Origin of the sequence: Lysinibacillus xylanilyticus, assembly GCF_001183605.1 — a bacterium.
Taxonomy (GTDB): Bacteria; Bacillota; Bacilli; order Bacillales_A; family Planococcaceae; genus Lysinibacillus; species Lysinibacillus xylanilyticus.
In genome coordinates this window covers 251396-274681 of record NZ_LFXJ01000005.1, presented here as the reverse complement: position 1 = coordinate 274681, position 23286 = coordinate 251396, and the positions used below count along the sequence as shown (strand labels likewise).

Below are 23286 nucleotides of genomic sequence, written 5' to 3'. Positions count from 1 at the left end.
TTTCTATTAATTTCAAAGTTAATGAATCCAATGAATGTCTTTTATCTGGTCTGGGCTAAATAGACACTTCTCTTGATCGCGTTTAAAGAAGGTAGCTCCTTTTAAATTAGCACCTGTAAAATTGGCGCCTGCAATTTGTGCAAACTCAAACCGTGCATTTTCCAAATTCGCATTACTGAAATCAGTACCTAAGTAACACGCAACCTCGTCATCGGGAAGCATCAGCGTTTTTCCCTGTGCATGCGTAAAATTAGCACCTGCTAAATTGGCATTTCGAAAATCAGCATCTTGAATGCCTGCATAGGAAAAATCAACATTCGCTAAACTACAATCTACAAAACTAGTACCGACGCAAACACTTTGTTTCAATGAAGCCCCTTCTAAGTCACTGCCATTGAAGTTTGCATAGGAAAAGTCCATTTCGTTGAAGTGTTTTTGCTGTAATTGTAGGCTTGAGAAGTTTTCAAACGTATACGATTTGTCCATCTCGTTTTTCTCTAACCATGAGACAAGATTTTCTTCCACCCGTTCTCGTTCGTCGATGATCGCAACATCTTCACTAAATCCTTTATATTCACCGACACGAAATCGTAAACACGCGGCTCGTTGAAAGTCTATTTCAGGTACGCTTTCTTTTTGATAACGGAAGAGATAGCGTACCAATTGAATAATATACTGATGAAACAGAATCACTGTCTGTTGAATAATTCCTCGAACGTCAGCTGCTTGGATGGAGAGATATGGCTTTCTTTCTTTTTCAAGCGTTTTGTGTAAATCTATAATCGCCTCACTAAGCCAATCCGCTTCATACTGTGCCGTGCATTCTCCCCAGTCGTAGTACCATTTTTCTCCATACGCTTCTAGCAAATAAGTACACTTGTTATCTAGTAATGATGTTCGTAGCAATGATAAATGAATAAAGGCAACTGACGCTAACCTTTCTTGCTCTTGCTGATCTTTAATATTTGCAAACAGCTGTTCAAGCGAGTTAATGATTGGCTTTAGTAAGATTTCCTTCTCTTGGCGAAACTGTCGATCAACCTTCTCTTGTAATCGGCTGATATGAACTGACACGCATTCATCCATAAAATGCTGTAATGCTTCTTCTCGTTTCATGCGTTCACATCCTCACTAATTTGCTCGTACTTCTGTTCCTTTAATCTCCATTTTGTCTTCCATCTTGATTGAACTGTCTTTACAAATCATTTCTATTTTCTCGGTCGCATTAATCATAATTTGCTTCGCATTGATGGCAACTTTATCTGTTGCTTGTAAGGTAATATTTTTATCACTTATGATGGAGATTCCATTATCATCCATAAGCGAAATCATTAATCCTCCACCAGATATGACAATTCGATCAGGTGCAAGTAGAATTTGTTTACCGTGCTTCGTTCTCAGTGTTTTGACATCTGGATCAGCCATCCGCGCTGGGTCTTGGCGGTTATCCTCTGGTGGTGCAGGTCTTGACCCACCGCCGCCTCCGCCACTAGCACCGGCACTTCCACCACCGCTTGGGCTAGGCGGATTCGTCGCTGCTAACATCGAACCAGATTGTGGTGGTGCTTTTGATACGGAGCTAATCGCAATCCCTTCATCCTCACGATTGCCCGGGAAATAGATTCTAACGTTATCAGATAGCTCCGGCATGAAGTACCATCCTGTATTATCTTCTGATGCATAGATCGTTGAATATGGAAACCAATAAGCTGTATCTTTTTCTTGACCCTCATCGAAATCGACATGAATACGAATTTTGTCCCCCGCAACATCAATTACTTTCCCTTGAATGGAGGCACCAATAATAGCTTGATTATAAGTAGTATGAACACTGAAGCCGTTCTGAGGTGTTAACGTATAGATATGCTTGAACAAGCCATCTTTTAAAGTTGAGTAGATTTTATAGACATACAATTTCTTTGATTGGAACGTCACTTCATTGCCTATTTTGAATGGTTGAAACGATTCTACTTCATAGTACATGTAGTCACTATCAGTAATACCGTCGAGATGATTTTTACTGGACACAAGGAAATTGCCAATCGCCTTTTTAACTCGATAATTAACGGCCTCCATTTTCTTCGTGCCTCCAGCTTGAAACGGTACACCGAAGTAAAACTTTGCGGCCGGATGAACCGTATCTGGCACCAGGCCTGAATGGAATCGCGATGCCATTCGTTTAAGAAACTCCCAATCCGTCTCTATATATTGCATCGTGAAACGACCAATGCTTGCGCCCTTAGTGACATAATCCATGAAATCTGCACCTTTTTGATCGGCAATACACGCATCTATTAATTCACCATAGGGCATACTTGCATTTTGATAGGTTTGGTTTTTCTTCTTAACATCTAACACATACGTATGTGAAACTGCTTTAACCTCCAAATAATAGGTGCCCAAAACCGATTTCACTTGTACATCTAACGCGAGCCCATTAAAAATAGGAATAGTTTGTCCACCACTGCCGATTTGCAATACTTCAATAGCCGTTTCTGCATCGGTCATATATACATAGGAATCTTCGAGTTCATCAGGAATCACGCCCGTTAAATGCAATGTAGCATGCTCATTCATCTGTTGCGTAATTTCGATTTGATTGACGCGAATATTATAGGGCATCACGATGATATCTTTATACGTTAAGGCAGTTTCCTTTTTCATTAAACAACACCTTCTCCATCTAATAATTTGTTTTCAACCGAGATAGATTCCATCATGCCGTAAGCAATGGGTTTCCAAATATTCATCTCTTTTTTCAAACAATTAACCGAGCCCATCGTCACATTCTCGCCTACTATAAACAAAAACATTAAATTATAAATCTTGTTATCTAGTGCTGGCGAAATGAAATCGAAGTAACCAATTTGTAGACCGTTAACTTCATTCATGCCGATATCCAACATTTTTGTAGTTGGCTGCGTTTTTTGAAGGATGTTCCTCATGGCCTCTGTGAAGTCTTCTAATTCCTCTTCTTTTACCTGTTGTTCCATGATTTTCAGCGTGACATTGATGGACGTACTTTCGCTTGTATAAATATAATCGGGTCTACGACTGGACGGATATTTAATATCCATTAATTCAGGCTCCATCACATCAAATGTTGCAGGCATGCACATCCGGATTTGATCCTCATAAAAACTCATTTCTTTAAACTCAATCGTTTCATCTTCAATCATGAGCTGACCATCTTTAATCGCCTTCACAATATCAGTATGTAATAATTGGTTTTCGATGTTCTCCATTCGTTTCTTCTGCCTTGCATGTTTCGTCATCTCAATAACTTCTTCATCCATAAAACTCATTTTTTTCGCTCCTTTGTTTCGATTAGTCTTTCTATCTCATGACCTTGTATTTTTATTTATTGTTAAATAAAACCAATTACCTAGGCCATTTTGTTATTAATTTAATTTTTTTCAGTAATATTCCAGTATTAATTACATATATGGCAACACAACCATTAATTGGTTCTTTTTCATCATTAAATATGCTAATAAACCCCAGGTAAAAAGTCAACATCCATAAGTTCTATTATTTGGAATAGATAAAAAAATAATCCTGAAGATCGGGAGAATTTGAAATTTAGTAGTTAGATATACCGTGTGAGGAGAAGGATAAAATGAAACTTTAATCATTGGGGTATAGAAATGTAACTCGATCGAACTGCGAAAACATAATGGTGTCACTAAGACACTAGGGAAATCAAAGGAACAATTGTGTATGGTCGTTGCTTACAACAGCGGTAGAGAAATCCTCTCTCAAATGGCAGGCAAGGGTCTGATTACCGCACAAGAATTGGACGGGTTGTTAGGTCGCTACATCGACACTCAGTTGTGTGATGTACAGATTCTGCAACGAACTATAAGAATTTTGCTAAAATGAAAGGTATAAACACGAAGCCATTACTGTGCGACAAGGCAAATACATTAGTAAAGGGATATACCGTTTTCATCACCTCAATGGGTGAATCGTTTCCAAAGCGTGGCGACATGTTGCTTGGATAATTATTTGTTTTAGTATCAATTCTTAGAATTGCATAAAAAAATGTCAAATTAAAAAAAAAGCTAATTTGATGCATCTTCAAACGTGTCGTAAGGTCTATTTCTGGACAACTAACTCTTTTAGGAAAGCTGCATAATGAGAGATAGGCTAAAATGTTACTTATATACTAGAAAGGGATTGGATAGATATGAAAAAGATAACTTGGAGTAGAAGAGAACTTTGGGAAGGGTGTATATTGGCTTCAGTCGTTCACTCAATAAACGTTGCACACTACCCAGAACTTGCTCACGAACAATCTTGGGACGGCTTCAATTACAACGTACAGGATAGTTCTGGCACACGAGGGACAATAACATTCCATTCTAACTACTTAGTAGCCGCCTTTCGTGATGATAATAATGAAAGGGTATCAGACTATAAAAATGCTTTAGAATACTTTAAGGATGCACCTGAAGAAGTAAAAAAGTTAGCCACAGATGAAACTCTCCAATATTTATTAGAAGATATTAATGGAGAGACAGTGCCTATGATTACTGCTGCTTTTTGGGGAACTGGCGAGGAAATCTATTCACAAGAGGAAAATGATGAAATGATTGATAACGGGGGTTTTCTCTTAGAAAGACAAGCAATGGACATAGAAACTGCTATTACTGAATGGCAAGAGGATGCTGAAATGTCTGATGTACAAATTACCCTACTAAAGTCCATCTTCCATCGTAAAATAGAAAATCCCAATAAAACCATTGTTTTAACGGCAGAGGAAATTCAAATGATTGAATCTGAAGATGAAGAAGGGTTAGCTGAAAGCAGAATTTCTTTTGAGGAAATAGGTATCGAGTGGGAAGTATAAAAAATCAGTACATTTGGAATAAGAGGCTGTGACATAACAATCTCTAAATTAACAAAATACATAAATAGAAAAACTACCCAATGAAACACTCCATGAGCGTTTCATTGGGTAGTTTGGTATTTTTGTTGGTTGAATCACTTTCGTCCCAGTCTCTTACTATTAGCCACATATTAAGCGCATGGATTCTGTTGCACTCATGGAGATGCTTTTCCCTGTAAAGGTGGTAGTATCATTGGCTGTTAGTGTAAGCGGGTGCCTACTATGTAATTCTACTCCGCTTCCTGTAGAACTCACTTTTTTAATTATTCGGATCTATATTCTGATTTGGAGTTTTATCCTTCGGCATGGTCGCCTAAATAATAAAAGGTTGATTATGGTTTAAGTCTAACCACAATCAACCTATCAAATTTAAAGTTTCCATCTTTTCGTTCAAGCTCTAAAGCTAAAATTTGATTCAGGAAACATTGTTATTATACTTATTAGTAAAAATACTGGATAAACCTTTCTTTATGAGGAATATATTCATCTTCAAGTAATTCGACTTGTAATAATTCCTTTTTATTCTCTAATTTAGCAATGAATAGAGCGTAAAAGTCACCGGTAGTCGGGTAAGAGAATAATCCATATCCTTTGGAAGAAATGACTTTGTTGACCTCTTTCACCTTTTCAGGTAAAAACTCATATTCATATTCTCCCAACTTCTCAAGCTCTTCTTGTGAAGCTAACTCAATATTTTTGTCAAATTCATAATCTAAAATGTAGTTTACAATTTCATAATTTTCTTCACCTTTATAATCAAGATAAAGAAATTTTTTTGTAAGCATTCCATGTTCTAATACACTTGTATATATACTTTGCATTTTTGAATTATTAAAAATGACTTTTAAATCATCATTATCTTCAAAAATAAGCGGTACGATATTCTCATCTGACATTTTGATTTTCCTCCTGTTTAACTATTGGAATAGTTCCCCATGTTTGTTTGGAATATAATCTGGATAGTTTTTTCGATAAAAAATATCTATTTTGCGCAATAAAGGGTCCCATTCAGGATATGGTTCAGGATCATCTATTGTCATTTTTGCTTCCGGTGTATTCATTAACAAATCATTAAAATGGTCGGGAACTGGTAAACCAATCTTTTCTCTTACATGTATTAGGAACAAAATTTCATAGGGATAAAATCCATATCTATAATCGCCAAACTCAATAGATTCTCCTAGCTCTGAGGCTAAATTCGAATGAAACACAGACATTTTATCAATTAAAGTTTTGATTTCATCAAGTTGAGGTGTAGCCCAATTTTCTAGTACTTCTGAATAAATATCTAAGTCTTCAGGTATTAAGTCGTACTCTAAATCCGATTTTTTAAATTGTTCTCTCACAGTGATATGCAATTTTTGGTTTGTTCCAACAATCGTCTTATTTCGATATTGTAAGTATAGCTCTAGCAAAAACCATGTATGTTTGTTCCAATTATTTGCATCCATTAAATGTTTACCAAAATGTCTCACAATAAAATCAAATAATATTTTCTCTTCTTTCTTCCACCCAAACATCGTGAAATGCATTAAGGCTTTTATTGCCTCCGCAAAAGAGTAACTCAAAAACATTTTTGGATATTTGATTTGATAAAGCTCATGCGCCATACACTGATAAAACACCACTATTTGCATAGTTTTTAATCCATCAGAACTAACTCCACCATTGATCAATACTTCATTTTTCCATTTCGACAAATAATATGATGAAATATTGTTTAGATTTATTAATAATATATGATCTTTTTCTATATCATTTAGATTAACTATATTATTTATTTTACTTTTACTAATTTCATATTTCTCTACCACATCTTCAAATTTAATCCCCTTTACAAAATTATTGCTATATCTCTTAAAAGACATTTCTAATTTTTTTGGGTTTAGCATTATACTCTTCAAAGTTGTTTATTCCAATCTTTTATCGTTAATTAGTCTACTCTAAAACCTGTATTCGTAATTTTCATATCTGTTTCTACCGTAATTAAGTCAAATTCTAGTCCCGGATTTCTCCTTCTATTTATTGACTACATAGAATCATTTACTTTTTAGCAACTTCAGATATTTAATACTCTTTGGACTCCCAAAACATCTACCTTCTGATTTATTGTTGGCAATGCTAAAAAATTCTTTTGCTGTTTCTAAATCACCTAATTCAAAAGTAACTTTTCCTGAAATAAATTCCTTATCCCCTGAATCAATTCGTGCATATCCAGTTAAATATATTTTATCTGCCCACTCCTTTGCTTTTTTAAAATCATTTATTATAGAATAAGTAGCAATAATATCTTTCACTAAATGAAAACTTTCCTCAGAATAAATTCCCTTTGGTTCAGGTATTAAATCCCAAGCCTCTTCTAACAAAAAAATAGAGTCTAGGTGGTTACCATTATCAAATTCTTTATTACTTTTATCCAATAGACTTTCAAATTTATCTTTTATAGGTGATTGTAAAAAAGCCATATGTATCCTCCTCAAATCATATCCACAATTAATTCAAAATATTTATCATCCTCATTGAAAAAGATCTTATAGCCTTCTAGCATATAAGCTTTTAACAAATATTCCTTAGCTTTATCCATTTCCCCACACTCGAACAAACTTTCTCCAAGTCTCAGCAATATAAAAGGATTGGATATCCCATTTGGACAGTCTAAAGCATTATAAAGATCGCTTTTTGCCTTCTCATAGTCACAATTTAAAAAATATGTATCTCCTAATGCTGTATAAATCCATGTACTTGCTTCCCAATTGTTCTTCGGTAACGGAACCAAATCAAGTGCCGCTATATAGTGCTCTATTGCCTTTTCAATTTGTCCATTTTCTACAAGAGTATTTCCCCGTTCACACAATTGTACAATTTGGTCATATACTTGATCGTCAAGTTCCATTGTTAATCACCTCTAAATTTATAACAAGCTTAAAACTTGCTCTTTTACTCCTTCATCAAATTTTGCTTCTTCTACATTTGCACCACTCCAAATTACATTTTCCAATTTTGCACCAGTAAAGTTTGCTCCATTAAAATTACCATTCTTAAGTATAGCCCCAGTTAAATCACTATTTGCAAAATTAGTATTGATTGCCTCTACTTCAGTTAAATTTGCATGTAAAAAAGATACTTCTTCAAAATTGCCATCTTTTAAAGTAGCGTAACTAAAATTTGATTCCGAACAAGTAGCTTGTTTAGCATTTATTCCACAAAAATTGGCATATAGAAAAGTACTATAATTAAAAGAGGATCCCATAATTTCACCGAATGAAAAATCTACTTCATCTAAGCATGATTCGATAAAAAAACTCACATTTATTCTGGCATAACGCATATTAGCCTGATAGAAGTTAGCACTATTAAAGACACAATCTACACTATTGAAGCTTTCTAAATTACAATTTCTAAAGTCCGCTGATTCAAAATTACAATCTAAAAAAGATGCTTCTATCAATGACGTAGCTCTTAGTATAATATTTTTTGCTTCCATACCATCTGCCATCATTTCTGATAAATCTAAAAAAGATAAATCTGCATAACTTATATTCAAATTTTCAATTATCTCGTGATCATTTTGTGCTTGACTAATAATTTCCATTATATGTTTTCTATCTACGCTATTTTCATTCATGACAACTATCATCACCCATCATCTATTATTAACTATCTAAATATTTAATCCAAGCCTGATTAGGAGTAAATGATACGCCCATTCTATCTTCATCGAAACTAGGTATTGCCATAGTTTGGGCTGAATCTAAATATTCCATTATATTTACCCAATTATTAAGTAAGCTTTCAGCTGATGCTTCAAATGGTTTTTCTAATATATCTAAACAAATACCTCCCCAATTTAATTCGCTCACAATACCTGGACTTTTCAACAAAAAATCCTTCCCAAACATTTCCAATACATGACTACTCATATAAGTGCGAGTTCCAATTCCTAAAGGACCGTTCGGAAGAAATTTAACTGGAACAGGATACGAACATCTATTCATCCACATTTGTAGTCGCTCTTGCTCGGTATTCCAAGGATAAGATGATGGCCAAAAAATATGTGTAATACCAAAGCAAGGTTTTACTATTTCTGCTAATTGATTCGACAACTCAAAAAAAGCTGGCCACATTTTAGAAGACATAGTCTTATGGAAATCAAATTTTAAAAATGAACGATGACTCCAATTCACATTAAATCGCCCTGAATACTTTACAGACTTATCACGATAAAAATATAGTTCAGATACTCTCTTCTCCGAAATAACTTTTTCAAAAATTTCATCACGATTATACTTTAGCTTTACTCGCTCATCGTTACCCCAATGTGTAGGAGTAAATTTTTCATTTGATTCCAATAAATCCATAATACCCCTTAATGTTTCTTCCGTATTTAAAGATACGGTAGGATACATAATAATAGAAAACAAGTCAGGCTTCATTCAAAAAACCTCCATCATTATTTTTTTATCTTACTCCATTTACCTCCAACAGGTAACTGAGTGCCATTTCCAATTGACGAGTAATTTATCCACTTTTCGTCTCGGTATAATAAATAGAAGTAATTTTTTTTAATAAAATGTACTATTAGAAAAATAGAATAACTATGACTATTAGTTTAATTTGTTGTTTCATGAATAAGTTTTAATTCTTTACATTCACATAAGTTATTCACTGCATCATATATATTATCTCCTAGTTTCCAAATGTAATAATCATCGTGAAAACCATATACTTTTCCGACTTCATCCATAAACATAATCGCATTATCGCCATATGCAGTACCAATTACAATTAACTTTTTTCCTAATATTACCTCATATCTTTTAAAATGTAACCTTGCTGCATCACCTAAAGCCTCATGTGGTGTTCTGATAAAGCTTCCCTCAGTATCATCATCTAGGTAAACATATGTTAGCCCACCAAATTCCTTTAGAACATCTTTGGCACAATCAAAGACTTCGTAACCTTTCTTTTCTAAATAATCAACTGTTGAATCTATATCTACACTCCGACCACTGTACCATCCAGCTGCTTCTATTATGCTTTTTGTTTTCTCTGATAATTTTCCCATTTAACTTTCCTCCCACTATTTTTGTGGAACATCTACAATGAAATCTTCAAAGAGTGAATAGCCTATGATAATTTTAAGGAACTCCCGACTAAATTCCATGATTCTATTTGTACAATTTAAATCTTTTCATCAGCATCAGAACTATAATAAATGTATTTTCTAAATAATTTTCATTAAGAAGAATTTCATAAAATATATACTAATAAATAAAAATAAGATTCCTTCTCTCTACAAAACAAAAAAGCTTATCCCTCCTTATAAGTACGAATAAGCTTTGATGTTTGATTTAAGACAAGTTTTTGATAATCTCACAAACTATTTTACAAACAAATGTTAATTAATGGTTTCATTCAGCGCTAGGTAATACTTATCACCTTAATTTTCTAAATGCTCTTCATGTATTACTTTTAACTCTCTCCCTTCACATAAATTGTTGAGAGCTTCATATATTCCGCAACCTATTTTCCAAATATAGTAATCATCTCGTATTGCGTAAACTTCCCCTACTTTAGACATATATAATACTGCATTATCTCTAAAAGCAGTACCAATCACAACCAAATCGTCACCTATTATAACTTCATATCTTTTATAATGTCTTCTGTCTAAATCCCCTAACCCTACCTTCGGTTCTATGACAAAATCCTCCAAGTTTCCGTTATATTCATAGATACACTTTAATTCGCAAAATTGCTCCAGTGCTTCTTTTACACAATCGAAAACTATATATCCTTTATCTTCTAAATATTTTACTTGTGAACTAATATCTTTTTTTCGGTCTGTTGTCCACCCTGATTGTTTTAATATTTCTCTTGTTTTAATTGATAGTCTTTCCATGCTAAACACCTCACTTTTTATCAAAAGGTATATCAAACAAAAATCTATTTCATCGACACCTATCTTTTTAACTTGATCACCTATTGTTTCAATCCAAACTCTATGTAATTCTAAATGTTCTATGATTTCTACGTGGTTAAATCTATTCAATTGTAATCCTCAAAATTGTCTCCATATTAAATGTATTGTTTTCCTACCTCTCTTTTAGGATTTAAATTTATTATTTCTTCAGCCAATGTTTTAGCTTCTTGATTACTTAGTAATTTATCGGGTTTTTCGTAAAAAAATAATAAATATTCTTTAAGTTCTATATCTTCTTCATCTAATTCCACTGCTTTTCTCGCATGATAAAAAGCTTTATTCAAACTACCAACTAAATCTGTCGCTTCTGTAAAATTTAACGAAATAATTAATTTTTCTAATCTTGTTTTCATATTGTTTTCACCCACGCATCTGATATTAATATAGTTCCTTTTGATACCTCCTTTCCAAAATCAGCGTCGGCATGCCAACATTTAATTCTTTTTATTAACACATAATTCAGCTAGTAAAGTTTCGCCAATATTGTCGATTTGTTTATCTAAATCACCTGCTACAAACCCACACAAAGAATTATCTCTATTTTCAATGTAAAAGCTAATGCCGTCTTTAAAACATATGTGATGGGTCAGGTCACTAAACCATGCTCTTTGAAAATCATATGTTTTTGAAATTTTTTCAATTATGCTAAAAACATCCGATTCATTGTGTCTCTTTATTGCTTCTTTAAGCATGTTAGGTGATCCAGCAAAGATTATACACTTATCATAATTTAATCTTTCATATTTACTAAACGCACATTGAAATAAGAATTTTTCAAAGTTATCTGCAAAATAACTTACAAACTGGCTATCCTCATCAGTCATAACAATCTGAGGATTATCAGTTTGGGTAAAATCAAATGATAGTTGACCATAAAATAATTCAGTTTGAAAAAAATGTATATATTTATCACATAAAGTGTCTGGTTCTTCCTCATGTATCCCTTCATAAGAGTTAATTATCTCAGAAATTGAAGCATATCCTGGAAGTTGAGTTTTTAGTAAACCCTTATCATCCTGCCCCATATAATTTAAATAAATCTCATATTCTTTAGGAAAATGATAGTTATATTTATTAATTTGTGTTAGATTTTTTAGCGTATCTATGTCATCTTTTTTTGCAGGTTCTATTTCATCTACCCATTTCTCATCAAATCTGGATATATATTTTGATAATCGTTCAAAAAGATTTGTACAATCTCCTATGGGTGGGATGTGATTGCTTTTTATTGGCATTTGCATCTCATATACTCCTCTATATTTTATATATCACTACACGTTAAACATGGATTCATTTGGTTTGAATTTTCTGCATATGAATACGGATTTTCTTTTTTAGATGCGCGCCAAACAGTATCCATACCTGTATTTCACTACTCCGCTTCCTTAATTTAACTGAAGAAAAACAGCTAAAAATAAGCTCACTCCAACTTTGCGCTAAAGTTGGAATAAGCTCTTAAAAGGGAAATTTGAAATAAAATTATAAATCTCAATAACAACTCTTTTTATTCATCCTCAATAGTTATAACTTCTAATTCTACACCACTAATTATATTATGAAATGCTTGATAAAAATTGTCTCCTAAACGAATAAGAAAATCATCGTTTCCACCGTAAAACGCACCACCTGATGAAATATACCAAGTCATATCCATTAATGCGATTTCTCCTATTACTACAAATAACTCGTTACAATAATCTTCGTATCTTTTTGATACTTCTCTAAAAATTGAGTTTCCGGCATCGATGGGACTAAGAGACAAGGTTAAATAACTATTTAATCTTTTTGGATTTTCAAATTGAATAATCAGCCCACCATATTCTTTTAAAAAATCAGATGCACTTTTAAATATCGTATATTCTTCATTAATCAAAAAATTTAAGTACTCATTAATATCGACTTCTCGTTCCTTATACCCTCCGGATTTAAAGAGTAAATCCTTCACTTTTCCTTCCATATTTACGCTCCTTTTACTAGTGCTCCGCAGAATCCTTTTCCCTACTTCGCCATTAAGCACTCCCCCACCAACAAGGATCATGCTGATGACGTCTAGGGCAGATTCAAGGTCAGCTCCGTCTTCTGATTCAGCGGACCAGACACAGGTGCTTTGTTTGAGCCTTCCATCGTCATATTTGTTCCCGTATATCGGGGATGCCGTCGAGGACGAGACTGCTGGAGCCAAATGCTTACTATGTATTTCTACTCCGCTTCCCTTATCCAACTTTAGAAAAACGGCGCCTTCCTGTGTGGTAAATGTGACCGATTGTGGGTCTAGTTTGAGTCCTTGCCTTTTGTTGCGCCCACGTAGTATGCTGTGCCTGACAGTGAAGAAATATTTAGTCTTTCTTGCCTAATCCTGCCTCATGCCTAGGAAATAATCTACCCTAGCTTTAGTAGAATAAGTTGTTTCCACTATCTTATATTCTTCTTTGTTCTTGATTAGCTTTTTACAACTTTGTATATCTAGTAAAAGTTGTTCAACGTCATTTTTATCTATATTTTCTTCAAATATAGTATTTTCAATATAATCTTCTAATTTAGAATATATAAAATCAGCAATTTCATTGTATTTCAAACTCTCTATTGCAATAGAAACAAAATACAATGTTTTAGTAAACAAACTATTGGTTTCTCTTATCCAATCTTCTTCTAATATTTTCGCTGAAACTTGCGTTACATTTAACCCCTCTTCTTCTATATATTCCTCAAAATCCAACTCTATTGAACTTTTTATACTTTCATAACTTGTCATGCTCATATTTTTCAGTCCTTATCTCATATTTCCGAAAAAACATTAAGCTTAATATTAGGGAACTTAATATTCTAATTTCTTTTACCACCCTAGCATAACTGGCTTTATAATGATTCAAGTTAAGAGTCTAATTGAAATTATCTATAATATTAACTCCACCATATTCTGTTAGCTTAATTTCTTTTTTCTATCAGTTTTTCAACCGCTTCTAATCAAGGTCAAAAACCTACAAGGTCATATCATTTTGCAAATTTTGTTGTTCCTTGTTTAGAAAGTCATTAAATATGTTTATTAATCTAACTAGATTCTCATCTTTTGAGTATTGTGAAGGATTATAGCCGTCTTTTGGAGGGAGATAATTAATAAGACTATTCATATCTTCTGGATAATTAAAATCGGCATATACTTCAGTAACTTTGTTTAATAACTCACCGAAATCATCTAGATGTTTCATTTTTAAATAAGCCAATATCCCAAATCTCCATTTTCGTTTTTCAAATTGCCAAACAACTGCGCCCTGATTCAAGTCATTGTAATGTGACTCGTTTAATATATTTACTAGTAAACTTTTGTAATCAAATCTATCCTCACCCCAAGCTAGCTGAATAACATTTTGATTACTTGTTTCTGGATGATTAGTCAGAAATTCAACTGCATAATTCGTTATGTCAGTATATTTTATTAGATCAAGTTCTAATCCTACATATAGTGTAAGCCAATCGTACTTTATTTTGTTTTGCTTAAGAATATCTACAGAAATATCTATTTAAATCACCTTATCCTTATGGTCTTTTTTATCACGTGGCAAGTATGAGATTAAAACACATTAGCTTGTTTAATTTTGTGTGATTTTGTGTGTTCGGTGCGCTTATAACATACGCTTCCAGGGAAATGCCGTGCCTATTTCAATTAAACTAAAAGAAACCCTCTAAAATACAAGGGCTTTACCCAAATACAAAAGTCCATTTTTGTTCATACAGTGCGGTGTCTCTCAACATTAGAAACTGTATGCAAAGTATCAGGTATCGACATTCAGGGTTTAATCGGAGTGAAGTAGTCATCTTGCCATAGTAATCGTTCTATCGTATGTATAGTTGTGGAAAAATTTATAAGGTCGGGAGAAAACAAAAATTGTCTTTTTAAAAATTGAAGTGGTGGTAACTGATGAAAAATGGTTCTTTACTGAAAGAGCATTAAATAAGGTATATGTTAAAGGTTGTTATACGCACTAAATAATTTGATGAAACATTTATTACTAGCGGTTTATTTGGCACTCCACCTTATTTATTTGAAAGGATAGTAGCAGAACTAGCAAATTTTCTAATAAATAATTATTTGTGGTGCAATTGCTGAAATTACTTCTACGATATCATCTTCGGTAATAAATACATAATGCTCTATATTCTTATCAGCAAATTTCTCACAACTTTCTTCATTAAACCATTTTACAAATGAAGAATTATTTGATTTATATAATGGCCATGTAAAAAAGTCATCTCCACATTCTTCTGACCAATAATTGATAGATTGTAACATATCCTCTTCATCCGTAATTCTACAAGACAAAGCTGTATTTCCCCAAAAAATAATATCAATTTTTTTGTCATTTTCACTTTCAAATTGTATTTTTAATCCGTTCCTATCTTGCAAAAGGCTTTCTAGCCAAATTTTATTTGGAATCTCATTTAAAGGTTTACATTTTTGCCAATGTTCTTTTTCCATAATTTCACCTGTTCTAAATAGAATTTCTATCATACTTAAACTCTGCCGACTGTTCAATACAGTTACCTGGCTGTAGAATAAGGTGTTCTTTATATACGGTACCTTATCGCAATTAAGTTTTTTAATTATACTTTGACAATTAATATATCCGTACATACTACTCCCACATTTAAGGGTGGCATTAAAATATTACATTTTAATAAGTTTTCTTTATCCTCAAACTCCACTTCGCTTATTTTAATATCCTGAATAAAATAAGGAATCTGAGATTTAGTTAATTCTTTTAGAGGTTTTAATCTATCCACAACACTTGTTATAAACGAAAACTTTGAACATCCAGTGAATAGTAATTTTACATTATAGTCTGTGTCCTCAAACACAATAGTAATCTCATCACCAAAAAAGTTTGTGTCCATTTGTAATACTCTTGCATCCCAATAATGTATAGCTTCTATTTCACTTTGAATAAACTGCGCTTTCAAATTAATCACCTCACTTTTTATAAGGAAGTTTTTTAAGACCTTAAGTTTTTAGGCTTGTGTTAATTTCCCGAACAAAGAGATTGTACCTCTGAAAAATATAAAACAAATAGTACATGGATTACACACTTTTTAGACAATAATAGGTCGAATATAAAATATCCCTCACCTATTAGTAGTTTAGATACATAAATCTATCATAAAGTTAGGTGTAACTTTAACTTCGATTACTGCCTCTTTATTTTTTTGCTTAATTATTAATAGTTTAGCATTCTCTACCCTAATTTCCTCTACATTATGTATTTCAATGTCATATAATGGATTTTGAAGTTGTTTATGGTCCAATCTTATTGTTGCATATTGATCATAAGCCGAAAAAGAAAATGCTATTTCTAATCCTAAAGGATCTTGCATTTTATATTTGTAAATTTCAGCTTCTTTATCAATTAGTATTGGCTCACTATTGAATAATTCAAGCAATAAATATTCATTATATTTTAATGCCATGACACTTTTTCCTTTCCTTTGGAATTACCGTAATAACATCACCATTTGTGTTAGTAATTAAAGTAAGCGCAATGCCCGCAAATCGTGCTAATTTGTTGGCATACTAGCCTCTCTCCTGTTGCCAAAATCCTTCATAGAATGACTGAATTTTATTATTCTATTTCTTCTGGTTTTCTAAATAAGCAAAGAGTATCTAGTGCCTCAAATATGTCATCTCCAAACTTAAATAATGAATAACCATTTTTCCCAAAGACCTTACCCGATTTTGAGATAAACATTACTAAATTTCCACGATATGCTTCTCCAATTACTACGAGCGGCTCTTTTACTCGTACCTCAAATTCCTCAAAGTCTTCTTTTTCATAGTAATCCCCAACAACTTCTTCTGGGCTAAAATGAAAGGTTTCCAAACTTCCATCCGGATGCTTAAATTTATATTCAACCCCACCAAATTGACTTAATGCATCAACCACTGGATTAAACACTTGATATCCCATCGCCTCTAAAAATTTTACTGTTTCGGTTAATTCAACCTTATTATTTGGATTCCATCCCGCTTGTAGCAATATATCTCTCGTTTCATCTGATAAATTTTGCATAAGTATCCTCCCTATTTATTCAAAAGTTCTATTCACGAAAATCATTAATGAAATTTAAAAATGTCTCTTGACAATTTTTACATGGCGCTTTATATTTCCCATTACCATTAATCGTGCTTATTAATATATCATCTATTTTTGAACCTGACCATAATAGCTGATTGACTGTCTGAATCTCAGCACAATTTTCAACATGCCACGTTTCAAAACTCTCATCATCCTTATAAGGATTCTTGGGGTCATTTTTGGCTTTTTTCCTTGTTCCTTGTGCTATATTAACTAAGTCTGGATGCAGTTCCACTACACTTGGATTGAATTGTCCTTCTCTAGCCCCATTATAACCAAACGCTATTTTAGTTTTTTTACCATCTACCCTTGTTACGTCTACAGCTGCACTTATTACATCTGGTTTATATTTCCCTCCACCATATCCATTTCCATCTATAGGTTTTTTGCTTCCACCGTTCTTTAGAAACTTAACATGTTCATCTAACTGCTCTCTTGCAAAATCTTTGGCAACCTCAATTTGCTTTGTCTACTAACATTATCCGTACTCTTAGGAACATCACTTTTAGTTGCTGATGCCGCATTTTTCGATGATTTAGCAGCTGATTCGGTTGCATTGGACGCGTTTTTGCTTTTGGAGAAGAGATTTAATGTAGCCTTTCCACCTTTTCCAGCCGCTTTGGCAAATCCACCACCTAAGATACCTGCCGCTGATATTCCTCGATCCAACGCACTCAATTTTTCCCCTGTAATCGGATTAAATCCAAAGGCCGTTTCAAAAACAGCTTTGGCATTACCAACGACTGGAATGAAATCAGCTACTGTTGATATTGCTTGGCTGATGCTATCCGATTTAACAAATACTGCTGCTTTCTTTGTCGCACTTTTAGCCACCTTAACAGCTGTCTTTGCTGCGGTTTTAACCGCCTTAACAGTTGTTTTTACTGCCTTTTTAACTGCCTTAACAGTTGTTTTCGCTGCCTTTTTAACTGCCTTAACAGCTGTTTTCGCTGCCTTTTTAACTGTCTTTACAACTTTTTTTACATACTTCTTGGCCTTTTTAACTGCTTTTTTCACAGCCTTTTTAAACCTCTTGACCAATTTTCTCTTGGATAAATTATTTTTAAGCTTCCTGGCTTTTGTCAAGACCTTGCCTAACTTTTTCTTGAGCTTTTTCTTTGCTTTTTTTAAGGCTTTCTTTAGTTTCTTTTTGGCCTTTTTGATTTTCTTTTTTAACCGCTTTTTTAACTTTCCCTACAACGGGGATACTGCCTAAAGCACTACCTAGTGCTCCGAAGAATCCTTTACCTTCTTCGCCATTAAGCATCACCCTCACCAATAGGGATCATGCCCATGACGTCTAGTGCGGAGTCAAGGTCAGCGCCTTCTCCCGATGTATTAGATAATGTCACAGGTGCTTTGTTCGAACCTTCCATTGTGACAACCTGTCCCTGAATATCGGTTATTTCATCAAAAACGAGACTGCTGGATCCACATGTTAAGCGCATTGATTCTGTTGCGCTCATGGAGATGCTTTTACCTGCAAAGGTGATAGTATCATTGGCTGTTAGTGTAAGCGGATGCTTACTATGTACTTCTACTCCGCTTCCCTGATCCAGCTTTAGGAAAACGGCGCCTTCCTGTGCAGTAAACGTGACAGATTGTGGGTCTAGCTTGATGTCCTTGCCTTTTGGCGTACCCCAATAGGAACGTTTTTGGATCGGCTGTCTTTGGGTTGGAGTCGCCGTCCTTTACGGCTGCTTCCTCCCGGTGTGTCGGGAAGGCAAGATGAACGCTATCGCCTTCTTCTGACGGGCTGTAAAAGCCGCTATGTCCTTCCGATTCTAATAATAAAAAAAGCCCATTTAACCACTGTTATGTATGGTTAATGGGCTCAAGATAATAAGAAATTATTTGTCTAATTAGAAAATAGTTTTTTTCTTATTGTCCTTTGGAGATAAACAACTATAATTTCATTTTAAATTAGATAAAACACTTTTAATTCGATCAGCTAAATTTTCTTGTTCATCTTCAGTCAATTGCTCATCAGATACATCTTCGATACTGAACGATTTCAACACATGTTTAACATCTTCAATACTATCCACTCCAGTTAATCCATGGTTGTACAAATTTTCAGCAAGTGTTGTATAGACAATGAACTTTTCACTTTTTGTATTGTCACAATCTCGATCAAATCGTTGCAACACGGTAGTAACTATTGAATCAGTATTTTCATTTTCTAACTTAAAATTATTAATAAATCTTTGGACCTCTTCTACTAATTCGTCGTAATACCAACAAGCTCTTGGAAAATAATCTAACGGCTTTTTTTTCAGCTCTTGTAAAACATAGTCTTTTCGATTAATCAAATCGATATATTGTTCTGAAGTTAAACTATTTTCTTGCTTAATTACTTTAAAATCCAATTCAATTAGTGACTGTTCCATATAATTCTTAAAAGTATAAGGAATTTTCTCATGAGAAAGTGATATTTCTGAAATTATTGTGCAAAACAGCGCTTTATCTGTTTCACTTTTTTTGGCCAACATGTCATACTCATTAAATGTTCTTGCTATTGCCTCACCTCTACTCATTTTTTCTTCTATTAACTCTTTATAATCTTCATGAATATATTCTTCATATTCTTCATAACTATAAACCATTTAAAAACCTCCTTGATAGGTGCAGGCATACTTGATCCTTCTTTACCTCTAATAGCTTACCTTCAATTGCTGTGCCTGACAGAGGAGGTATGTTTAGTCTTTCTTGACGAATGCCTGCCTCCAACAGTAAATGATATTCATATAGAAGAATACCTTTTTGCATAAGTGTTAATTAACAGAAACTATACAAAAAAAGGTTCATTCTATTTTGGTAGGTGTTCAATTAGGTCTTTAAGCAGCACTTGCTCATTTACCTTGTAAACCACTTCTATTCGGCTTATTTCATGTGCTAAATAAATTCCTTTATTCTTTGCTAGCTCTAGCCGTTTATCATAAATCCTACAGTAACCATTCCGTTTACGTTGGTCGCTTCTATCAAAATATCGTGTTGTATCAAAGTGTGTCATATTCCTTCGTACGTCTGTCGGTATCAACCACTATATTATCCAAACCTGTTTGTATATCATACTCAACATCACAGCTCACAAATTCTACTCGACTTGCCCGTCTCCCTATTATCTCTTTAAAATGTGAGTAATGCTCTGGCCTTGTTTCAATCCTTAGGGTATGTAAGTGACCTTCTGTTTCTCTAAAGTTTTTAAAATACATATGAAAGTATACATCGTCACTTTTCTGCATGTGCAATTCATAGCTATATGTTCCACTATAAATCTTCATTTTCACTTGATATTTCTTCACCCCCAACATATAAACACGTAAAAATGCTGAATGTGGTACATCCTTAATCTATAACGAACTTATCTATCGAAACCTCTATTTCCATCGCATTTTCTTCTCCTTGTATGCAAGTACTTGTATAAAATTTAATACTTAGTACACTAATTAAATAATCGTAATCCGTATTTAAACATGCAAAAAAAGCACTTGTCGCCTGTTATAGACAATCAAGTGCTTTAAGTTTATAAATTTTCTAAGTTGATTAATATTTGCAAGTTTTATAAGTTATTTTAGTATTGACAGTATGACATCTTTTTTATCATATGGCAAGTTTAACGTTTAAACCCTTTAGCTTGTTTAATCTCGTGTGTTTGTTGCTTATGCGACCCATAAAGTGGTCCCTTGTAAGTAAAATGTCATCTCGCCTATTCTCGCTCTTATTGCTTTATTGTTAAAATAGCACTCCTTGATGGTCTAGCCTTCATGAGTTATTAATTCAAATTCAAGGATATCTTTAACTGTATACAATTAAAAAACTATTATTTCCTTGTTTATCACCACGAGCTTTGTCATTCTCGTTAGTTTGTTAGCCATTCAATGTAGTAAGTACCCCTGCCATGTACAATGTCATCTCGCTTAATTATCGTACTTGTCACTCTATCCTACTTGTAAAATCGAACTCCATAATGGTACTTCCTTCATGAGCTCGCGATTCTCAAACAAATCATTTTTTCTTATTGTCTCACTCAAATATCAGCTGATTTAATATAATTAAAGTAAAAAACCTTGAAAGGCATTTAGCCAGTCAAGGTTTAACAACTCAATAACTATCCTCGAAAAGACAATTAAATATTGTAACGTCTTCCTCTTAAGAATCTTCATTCCTAATAGCCCAATTCCAAGGGGCCTTCCAAATTTAATTGTTTTGTCAGAAGCAGCTCTGTCTGGAATAAAGCTACTACCTAATGTAACTATATATTATTCTCATAGAGTATTATATTGTCTGTTTCAAATCTTAGATAACTTTGTACCTCCGAAGGAACTCCTTCAGTTTCAAGAAGTATGATACTGTCGCCTAAACGAACTACACAACAACCATCCTCGTCACTAAATGATTCAAGTTTCCCTTCAAAACAAACCCTGTTATCTAATATTTCTATTAAATAACAATGCGATTTTGTCCCCTGGATATCCTTATCCCATTTTAATAGGTTTGGAATTTCTAACTCAACATCGTAGGAGTTGCCCTCCTTTGGAATCGCGCCCTGCCACAAAGCTATACCTTCCCCAAAATTTGAGGAAAATACCACCTTTATTTCCTCGTTACTTTCCTCGTAGCTTTTTATTACTACTTTCATTTCTTCACCTTCTTTGGACTTGGAACACGAACAACAGAATTGTCTACATTCATTACATCATCAACTGAGTCATACGTCCACGTTTCCTCATGATAATGGTGTTTTGTAGGACTACTGTTCATTTCATGGTTACCATATCGAATACTTCTTTTTCCATCTTCGGATACTATCCTGTTAGGGTCAGGTTGACCAGTTCTAGGTTGAATATCTGTATGTTCACCAGGCCCTAAGAACTCATCCCACTTATCCGTTGCATCTTGTGGTTTAACTGGTCTTGGAGCATAAGTTTCATTATGATATCTTTGGCCAGGAATGCTAGAATTACCCGTACCCTTATTACCCGTACCCTATGTTGTAATCTTAAAATCCGCTAATTAAAAAACAATCTATCTTAAACCTTATTAAACTACCTCTTCCTCTTTTATTATCGGCAATTCATAGGCTGTTTTGTGCTTCATCATGCCGTATATAATGTTTACAAGCTGTCTCATTATACAAACTAATGCTTGTCCCTTTGTTTTGCCTTCTTTTAGCTTCCGTTGATAGTATGCATGGAATACTGGATTCCTTGGCAGCTTACTTCCTTTTGCCACTTGTACTTGCTGTACGGCTAAGTTGTAAAATAAAGCGTGTAGCGCCCGATTTCCTTGCTTGCTTTTTTGTTCCCTTCCTTTCCCACCAGAACCAAAGTAAACAGGCGCAATGCCCGCGAATCGTGCTAATTTGTTGGTATTTGGAAAACGGCGTACATCACCTATTTCTGCAATTAAAGCCGAAGCTGTAACGAGATCTATGCCTGGCATCGTGTCTAATTGAAAGTCTAGTAAACTCATTAACCCTTTTAATTCTCGTTCCACATAGCGCATTTCCTGCTTCTTAAATGAAACGTCTCGGACGATGCTCTTTACTAGAAAGTCTCGTGTTTCTTGGTGTTCTCTTAGTGTGTTTCCATCCTCTTTCACCAACTTTAAAATTTCACTCGCTTTTTTCACCGAACATGTATTGCTACTGGCTTCTAATAAAAATATGGTCAATTGCTTTACACTTACCCCATCTAAACACGGTGGAGACGGGTATCGTTCCCAAAATGCCAATGCTGTTTTTCCATCTACCTCTGAAAAAAACTTTTTATAGCTTGGATAGTGGTGACTTAATTGAATATGCAGTTGGTTCTTTAAAGCACTTTGTGCCTTTACTAATGCATTTCTTCTACTGACCAGCTGTTGTATCGACCAATATAAATCATGTGGTTTAGCGTCTGGTAACTGCTCTAGTTTGTTCACCAAAATTCTGGCTACACATTCTGCATCCCAACTATCGCTTTTTTGTGTGGTCATATTGCTTTTTCGTTCAGCGTATGAAAGAGCTGGATTCACTTCTTTTACAATTTGCTCATGGTCTGCTAAATATTTAGCTAACGCTCTCCCATAACCCCCAACATCTTCTAAACCAAAAATAGGTGTCAAACCATCCTCCATATGTTTATAAATATCCAATAAAAAAGTTGAAAAAGCAGACGGTTTATTTTCAAACTTTATTTCGTCTAGTTTTTCTTGCCAACAATTAATAATAACCGCCACATGGTGTTGCTTATGTAAATCTACTCCCACATAAAAATGCTTCTGTCTTTCGTGCATTAACTTAT

Annotated in this window: 28 protein-coding genes; 1 reads left to right on the top strand and 27 read right to left on the bottom strand. The window is 33.9% G+C overall.

Annotated features, from left to right (window positions below):
- Positions 1-18 precede the first annotated feature (18 nt).
- Genes ACZ11_RS04455 through ACZ11_RS04445 form a run of 3 tightly spaced genes read right to left on the bottom strand, consistent with a single transcriptional unit; the run spans position 19 to position 3305 of the window.
- Positions 19-1116 carry a pentapeptide repeat-containing protein gene (locus ACZ11_RS04455; RefSeq protein ID WP_049664094.1) on the bottom strand — a complete coding sequence of 366 codons (1098 nt, stop codon included), beginning with the start codon at positions 1114-1116 and terminating at the stop codon, positions 19-21.
- Positions 1117-1131: 15 nt separating this feature from the next.
- Positions 1132-2664, bottom strand: coding sequence for a phage baseplate assembly protein V (locus ACZ11_RS04450; protein ID WP_049664093.1), 1533 nt, complete (start codon positions 2662-2664; stop codon positions 1132-1134).
- Positions 2664-3305 (bottom strand): hypothetical protein, encoded by a 642-nt coding sequence (locus tag ACZ11_RS04445; protein ID WP_049664091.1) that lies wholly within the window; start codon positions 3303-3305, stop codon positions 2664-2666. The genes ACZ11_RS04450 and ACZ11_RS04445 overlap by 1 nt, the downstream gene beginning before the upstream one ends.
- 884 nt (positions 3306-4189) lie before the next feature.
- On the opposite strand from ACZ11_RS04445, the gene ACZ11_RS04440 reads away from it, so the two are divergent.
- Positions 4190-4852 carry a hypothetical protein gene (locus tag ACZ11_RS04440; protein WP_049664090.1) on the top strand — a complete coding sequence of 221 codons (663 nt, stop codon included), beginning with the start codon at positions 4190-4192 and terminating at the stop codon, positions 4850-4852.
- Between the two features lie 479 nt (positions 4853-5331).
- Here ACZ11_RS04440 and ACZ11_RS04435 read toward each other — a convergent pair whose 3' ends face one another.
- From ACZ11_RS04435 to ACZ11_RS04315, 24 genes are all read right to left on the bottom strand, one after another.
- A complete protein-coding gene (locus ACZ11_RS04435; RefSeq protein WP_049664089.1) occupies positions 5332-5787 on the bottom strand; it encodes a DUF6630 family protein in 456 nt (151 codons plus the stop codon).
- A gap of 21 nt (positions 5788-5808) precedes the next feature.
- A complete protein-coding gene (locus ACZ11_RS04430; protein WP_049664088.1) occupies positions 5809-6783 on the bottom strand; it encodes a hypothetical protein in 975 nt (324 codons plus the stop codon).
- Positions 6784-6930: 147 nt separating this feature from the next.
- The gene (locus ACZ11_RS04425) at positions 6931-7356 is read right to left on the bottom strand and encodes a hypothetical protein (protein WP_049664086.1); all 426 of its coding nucleotides are present in this window, start codon (positions 7354-7356) and stop codon (positions 6931-6933) included.
- An 11-nt stretch (positions 7357-7367) separates the two neighbouring features.
- Positions 7368-7784, bottom strand: coding sequence for a tetratricopeptide repeat protein (locus tag ACZ11_RS04420; RefSeq protein ID WP_049664085.1), 417 nt, complete (start codon positions 7782-7784; stop codon positions 7368-7370).
- An 18-nt stretch (positions 7785-7802) separates the two neighbouring features.
- Positions 7803-8516: a pentapeptide repeat-containing protein gene (locus ACZ11_RS04415; protein ID WP_049664083.1), complete on the bottom strand. Its 714-nt coding sequence runs from the start codon at positions 8514-8516 to the stop codon at positions 7803-7805.
- 28 nt (positions 8517-8544) lie between these two features.
- Positions 8545-9324, bottom strand: coding sequence for a hypothetical protein (locus ACZ11_RS04410; RefSeq protein WP_049664081.1), 780 nt, complete (start codon positions 9322-9324; stop codon positions 8545-8547).
- Positions 9325-9500: 176 nt separating this feature from the next.
- Positions 9501-9956, bottom strand: coding sequence for an SUKH-3 domain-containing protein (locus ACZ11_RS04405; protein ID WP_049664080.1), 456 nt, complete (start codon positions 9954-9956; stop codon positions 9501-9503).
- A gap of 375 nt (positions 9957-10331) precedes the next feature.
- The gene (locus ACZ11_RS04400) at positions 10332-10943 is read right to left on the bottom strand and encodes an SUKH-3 domain-containing protein (protein WP_049664078.1); all 612 of its coding nucleotides are present in this window, start codon (positions 10941-10943) and stop codon (positions 10332-10334) included.
- 26 nt (positions 10944-10969) lie between these two features.
- Positions 10970-11227, bottom strand: a complete 258-nt coding sequence (locus ACZ11_RS04395) for a hypothetical protein (protein ID WP_134008435.1) — start codon at positions 11225-11227, stop codon at positions 10970-10972.
- Between the two features lie 81 nt (positions 11228-11308).
- On the bottom strand, positions 11309-12115 hold the full coding sequence (locus ACZ11_RS04390; protein ID WP_049664077.1) for an SMI1/KNR4 family protein: 807 nt from the start codon (positions 12113-12115) through the stop codon (positions 11309-11311).
- A gap of 263 nt (positions 12116-12378) precedes the next feature.
- The gene (locus ACZ11_RS26165) at positions 12379-12831 is read right to left on the bottom strand and encodes an SUKH-3 domain-containing protein (RefSeq protein ID WP_161804432.1); all 453 of its coding nucleotides are present in this window, start codon (positions 12829-12831) and stop codon (positions 12379-12381) included.
- Between the two features lie 393 nt (positions 12832-13224).
- Positions 13225-13632: a hypothetical protein gene (locus ACZ11_RS04380; RefSeq protein WP_049664074.1), complete on the bottom strand. Its 408-nt coding sequence runs from the start codon at positions 13630-13632 to the stop codon at positions 13225-13227.
- 220 nt (positions 13633-13852) lie between these two features.
- Entirely contained in the window at positions 13853-14374 is a 522-nt protein-coding gene (locus tag ACZ11_RS24895; protein ID WP_082172664.1) for a DUF2247 family protein, read from the bottom strand.
- Positions 14375-14946: 572 nt separating this feature from the next.
- Positions 14947-15381: a hypothetical protein gene (locus ACZ11_RS04370; RefSeq protein WP_236690778.1), complete on the bottom strand. Its 435-nt coding sequence runs from the start codon at positions 15379-15381 to the stop codon at positions 14947-14949.
- 92 nt (positions 15382-15473) lie between these two features.
- The gene (locus tag ACZ11_RS04365; RefSeq protein ID WP_236690777.1) at positions 15474-15839 is read right to left on the bottom strand and encodes a hypothetical protein; all 366 of its coding nucleotides are present in this window, start codon (positions 15837-15839) and stop codon (positions 15474-15476) included.
- A 168-nt stretch (positions 15840-16007) separates the two neighbouring features.
- The gene (locus ACZ11_RS04360) at positions 16008-16334 is read right to left on the bottom strand and encodes a hypothetical protein (RefSeq protein ID WP_049664070.1); all 327 of its coding nucleotides are present in this window, start codon (positions 16332-16334) and stop codon (positions 16008-16010) included.
- A gap of 152 nt (positions 16335-16486) precedes the next feature.
- Positions 16487-16933 (bottom strand): SUKH-3 domain-containing protein, encoded by a 447-nt coding sequence (locus ACZ11_RS04355; RefSeq protein ID WP_049664068.1) that lies wholly within the window; start codon positions 16931-16933, stop codon positions 16487-16489.
- 28 nt (positions 16934-16961) lie between these two features.
- Positions 16962-17234, bottom strand: coding sequence for a hypothetical protein (locus ACZ11_RS04350; RefSeq protein WP_049664067.1), 273 nt, complete (start codon positions 17232-17234; stop codon positions 16962-16964).
- A gap of 188 nt (positions 17235-17422) precedes the next feature.
- The gene (locus tag ACZ11_RS24890; RefSeq protein WP_134008426.1) at positions 17423-18016 is read right to left on the bottom strand and encodes a pre-toxin TG domain-containing protein; all 594 of its coding nucleotides are present in this window, start codon (positions 18014-18016) and stop codon (positions 17423-17425) included.
- Between the two features lie 46 nt (positions 18017-18062).
- Positions 18063-18266 (bottom strand): hypothetical protein, encoded by a 204-nt coding sequence (locus ACZ11_RS04340; protein ID WP_049664066.1) that lies wholly within the window; start codon positions 18264-18266, stop codon positions 18063-18065.
- The gene (locus ACZ11_RS26875; RefSeq protein WP_049664065.1) at positions 18259-18465 is read right to left on the bottom strand and encodes a hypothetical protein; all 207 of its coding nucleotides are present in this window, start codon (positions 18463-18465) and stop codon (positions 18259-18261) included. Before ACZ11_RS26875 ends, ACZ11_RS04340 begins: the two co-directional genes overlap by 8 nt.
- Before the next feature lie 447 nt (positions 18466-18912).
- Positions 18913-19605, bottom strand: coding sequence for an Imm3 family immunity protein (locus ACZ11_RS04330; protein WP_049664063.1), 693 nt, complete (start codon positions 19603-19605; stop codon positions 18913-18915).
- Positions 19606-21254: 1649 nt separating this feature from the next.
- Entirely contained in the window at positions 21255-21641 is a 387-nt protein-coding gene (locus tag ACZ11_RS04320) for a hypothetical protein (RefSeq protein ID WP_049664062.1), read from the bottom strand.
- Positions 21642-22042: 401 nt separating this feature from the next.
- Positions 22043-23278 carry an IS110 family RNA-guided transposase gene (locus tag ACZ11_RS04315; protein WP_049664061.1) on the bottom strand — a complete coding sequence of 412 codons (1236 nt, stop codon included), beginning with the start codon at positions 23276-23278 and terminating at the stop codon, positions 22043-22045.
- Between the last annotated feature and the right edge of the window lie 8 nt (positions 23279-23286).

Excerpts from the sequence above, each read along its gene's own strand:
- ACZ11_RS04455 (WP_049664094.1), bottom strand. The coding sequence starts at position 1,116 with ATGAAACGAGAAGAAGCATTACAGCATTTTATGGATGAATGCGTGTCA.
- ACZ11_RS04450 (WP_049664093.1), bottom strand. The coding sequence starts at position 2,664 with ATGAAAAAGGAAACTGCCTTAACGTATAAAGATATCATCGTGATGCCC.
- ACZ11_RS04445 (WP_049664091.1), bottom strand. The coding sequence starts at position 3,305 with ATGAGTTTTATGGATGAAGAAGTTATTGAGATGACGAAACATGCAAGG.
- ACZ11_RS04440 (WP_049664090.1), top strand. The coding sequence starts at position 4,190 with ATGAAAAAGATAACTTGGAGTAGAAGAGAACTTTGGGAAGGGTGTATA.
- ACZ11_RS04435 (WP_049664089.1), bottom strand. The coding sequence starts at position 5,787 with ATGTCAGATGAGAATATCGTACCGCTTATTTTTGAAGATAATGATGAT.
- ACZ11_RS04430 (WP_049664088.1), bottom strand. The coding sequence starts at position 6,783 with ATGCTAAACCCAAAAAAATTAGAAATGTCTTTTAAGAGATATAGCAAT.
- ACZ11_RS04425 (WP_049664086.1), bottom strand. The coding sequence starts at position 7,356 with ATGGCTTTTTTACAATCACCTATAAAAGATAAATTTGAAAGTCTATTG.
- ACZ11_RS04420 (WP_049664085.1), bottom strand. The coding sequence starts at position 7,784 with ATGGAACTTGACGATCAAGTATATGACCAAATTGTACAATTGTGTGAA.
- ACZ11_RS04415 (WP_049664083.1), bottom strand. The coding sequence starts at position 8,516 with ATGAATGAAAATAGCGTAGATAGAAAACATATAATGGAAATTATTAGT.
- ACZ11_RS04410 (WP_049664081.1), bottom strand. The coding sequence starts at position 9,324 with ATGAAGCCTGACTTGTTTTCTATTATTATGTATCCTACCGTATCTTTA.
- ACZ11_RS04405 (WP_049664080.1), bottom strand. The coding sequence starts at position 9,956 with ATGGGAAAATTATCAGAGAAAACAAAAAGCATAATAGAAGCAGCTGGA.
- ACZ11_RS04395 (WP_134008435.1), bottom strand. The coding sequence starts at position 11,227 with ATGAAAACAAGATTAGAAAAATTAATTATTTCGTTAAATTTTACAGAA.
- ACZ11_RS04390 (WP_049664077.1), bottom strand. The coding sequence starts at position 12,115 with ATGCAAATGCCAATAAAAAGCAATCACATCCCACCCATAGGAGATTGT.
- ACZ11_RS26165 (WP_161804432.1), bottom strand. The coding sequence starts at position 12,831 with ATGGAAGGAAAAGTGAAGGATTTACTCTTTAAATCCGGAGGGTATAAG.
- ACZ11_RS04380 (WP_049664074.1), bottom strand. The coding sequence starts at position 13,632 with ATGAGCATGACAAGTTATGAAAGTATAAAAAGTTCAATAGAGTTGGAT.
- ACZ11_RS04370 (WP_236690778.1), bottom strand. The coding sequence starts at position 15,381 with ATGATAGAAATTCTATTTAGAACAGGTGAAATTATGGAAAAAGAACAT.
- ACZ11_RS04360 (WP_049664070.1), bottom strand. The coding sequence starts at position 16,334 with ATGGCATTAAAATATAATGAATATTTATTGCTTGAATTATTCAATAGT.
- ACZ11_RS04355 (WP_049664068.1), bottom strand. The coding sequence starts at position 16,933 with ATGCAAAATTTATCAGATGAAACGAGAGATATATTGCTACAAGCGGGA.
- ACZ11_RS04340 (WP_049664066.1), bottom strand. The coding sequence starts at position 18,266 with ATGCTTAATGGCGAAGAAGGTAAAGGATTCTTCGGAGCACTAGGTAGT.
- ACZ11_RS26875 (WP_049664065.1), bottom strand. The coding sequence starts at position 18,465 with ATGAGCGCAACAGAATCAATGCGCTTAACATGTGGATCCAGCAGTCTC.
- ACZ11_RS04330 (WP_049664063.1), bottom strand. The coding sequence starts at position 19,605 with ATGGTTTATAGTTATGAAGAATATGAAGAATATATTCATGAAGATTAT.
- ACZ11_RS04320 (WP_049664062.1), bottom strand. The coding sequence starts at position 21,641 with ATGAAAGTAGTAATAAAAAGCTACGAGGAAAGTAACGAGGAAATAAAG.
- ACZ11_RS04315 (WP_049664061.1), bottom strand. The coding sequence starts at position 23,278 with ATGCACGAAAGACAGAAGCATTTTTATGTGGGAGTAGATTTACATAAG.